The following is a 1940-nucleotide window of genomic DNA, read 5'->3' as shown; positions in this document are numbered from 1 at the left end:
GATCGCCGCCCCCAGCACCCCGGCCCCGATCCCGCCCGCGACCCCCAGGCCGCGCCCGGCAATACCGCGCGTGGCGGCCAGCACGATGCCGACGATCAGCCCGGCTTCCATCACCTCGCGAAAGACGATCAGCAGACTGCCCAGCATCTCAGTGCGTTCCTTCCTGCCCTGCGCCGTCCGCGGTCACCGTGCCCGTGGCCAGGTCGGGATGATAATCGTCGAAGAATTTATAGGTGCCGGGATGCAGCGGCCCGGCATGGACGGTGATCGTGCCGCCCTGCACGACGATCTTCTCGAACTTCATGTCATAGCTCTCGAATTCGTCCACCGTGTCGTCCTGGTTGGTCAGCGTCATCAGAAAGCGCTGACCGGCCGGGACGGTCACATGGTCCGGGCTGAAATGATGGTTCTTCACCACCAGATGCACCGGGTCCTGCGCCAGGGCGGCGGCCGGGGACAGGACCATGCCCGCCGCGCCCGCCGCCAGGATCAGGCGCATGACGGCCATCGGGCCGCGGGCGCGGCGCGCCGGGGCGAAAGAGAGGCGCGGACGGAAGAAAGGCGCGGCACGCATGGGCGGATCCAGCAGAATCGTGCTTCGCTGCTAATGCGACTGGTTCGCACTGTCAACTTGACGTGCTATGCGGTGACGCGTTCGCCGCTGCGGAAACCCATGATGTCCCATCCTTTCGCGTTCATGCGCCTGCCCTATGCCGTGCTGATCGCACTCGACAGCCGGATGTACCATTACTGGATGCAGCCGGTTCACTACCTGGTCCGGATCGTTCACATCATCAGCATGTCCGGCTTCTTCGGCATCGACATGATCTTCGGCGCCGCTTTGTTCCGCCGCAACGGCCATGCCGCGCTGGCCGCGATCACCCGGCTGATCGTGCCCTGGCTGCACACGCTGTTCGCCGTGGCGATGCTCAGCGGCGTGGGGCTGTTCTTCTACGACCCGGTGCATATCGGCAGCCGGGGCTATCTGACGCCCAAGCTGCTGCTGATCGCGCTGGCGCTGGCGCTGGCCGCCTTCTGCCACCGCCGGGTCTATATGCCGGCGCTGGGCGGCGGCCCGGCCGGCATGCTGCGCGCGCGCGCCGCCGCCGGCCTGTCGCTGCTGCTGTGGAGCGGCGTGATCGTGATGTCCTGCCTGAACAGCGAGGGCGTGCCGAAGGTCTTTCTGCGCTGACCGCCGGCCCCGCTATTGGGCTCCGGGCGGCCAGGCGCCTATAATCGGGCCATGACACGGCGGCAGGACAGGCAGAAGAGCAAGAGGCGGAACGGATCGCGGGACAGGCGGGCCGGGCTGGCGGTCGCGCTGGCCGGAATATGCCTGCTGGGCGCCGCCGCGCTGTACCGCGCCGCGATCGGCGCCGGCACGCCGCCCCGGATCGGCGGCGATTACGTGCTGGTGAACGACCAGGGCCGCATCGTGTCGCAGGATTCGTTCCACGGCCGCTACACGCTGGTCTATTTCGGCTATACCCACTGCGTCGATGTCTGTCCGCTGACCCTCTCCACCGTCACCGCGGCCCTGGCCCGGCTGGGGCCCCGGCAGGATGACATCGTGCCCCTGTTCGTCTCGGTCGATCCGCAGCGCGACACGCCGGCGGCGCTGCACCGCTACGTCGCCGCCTTTTCGCCCCGGATCGTGGGCCTGACCGGCAATGCGGCGGATATCGACCATATGCTGGCGGAATTCCGCGCCATGGCGCGCCGCCATCCGGACGCCCGGGCGCCGGACGGCTACCTGATGGATCACAGCTCGGTGCTGTATCTGATGGACGGGGACAACCGGCTGGTCTCGCTGTTCCCGGTCGACGCCGACGCGGGCGAGATCGCCGCCCGCCTGCGCCGGCTGCTGCCGCCCGCGTCCTGATCCCTCATCCCAGGGCACTCGTCACCCCAGGCGAAAACGGCGCCCGACCGCCATCGCC

At 68.6% G+C, this 1940-nt stretch carries 3 protein-coding genes and 1 pseudogene; 2 read left to right on the top strand and 2 right to left on the bottom strand.

The features are described 5' to 3' along the window. Positions 1 to 147, bottom strand: a pseudogene (locus HUK84_RS23300) (FTR1 family iron permease); the annotation flags it as partial. Position 148: 1 nt separating this feature from the next. Further along, positions 149 to 499, bottom strand: coding sequence for a cupredoxin domain-containing protein (locus HUK84_RS16475; RefSeq protein ID WP_176641246.1), 351 nt, complete (start codon positions 497 to 499; stop codon positions 149 to 151). 174 nt (positions 500 to 673) lie between these two features. On the opposite strand from HUK84_RS16475, the gene HUK84_RS16470 reads away from it, so the two are divergent. Both HUK84_RS16470 and HUK84_RS16465 read left to right on the top strand, forming a co-directional pair. After that, a complete protein-coding gene (locus HUK84_RS16470) occupies positions 674 to 1192 on the top strand; it encodes a hypothetical protein (protein ID WP_176641245.1) in 519 nt (172 codons plus the stop codon). 51 nt (positions 1193 to 1243) lie between these two features. After that, a complete protein-coding gene (locus tag HUK84_RS16465) occupies positions 1244 to 1882 on the top strand; it encodes an SCO family protein (RefSeq protein ID WP_176641244.1) in 639 nt (212 codons plus the stop codon). Positions 1883 to 1940: the final 58 nt, after the last annotated feature.

The organism is Nguyenibacter vanlangensis, from assembly GCF_013376155.1.
Lineage (GTDB): Bacteria > Pseudomonadota > Alphaproteobacteria > Acetobacterales > Acetobacteraceae > Gluconacetobacter > Gluconacetobacter vanlangensis.
Note: the sequence above shows the minus strand (reverse complement) of the source record. Positions and strands in the feature narration are given on the sequence as shown.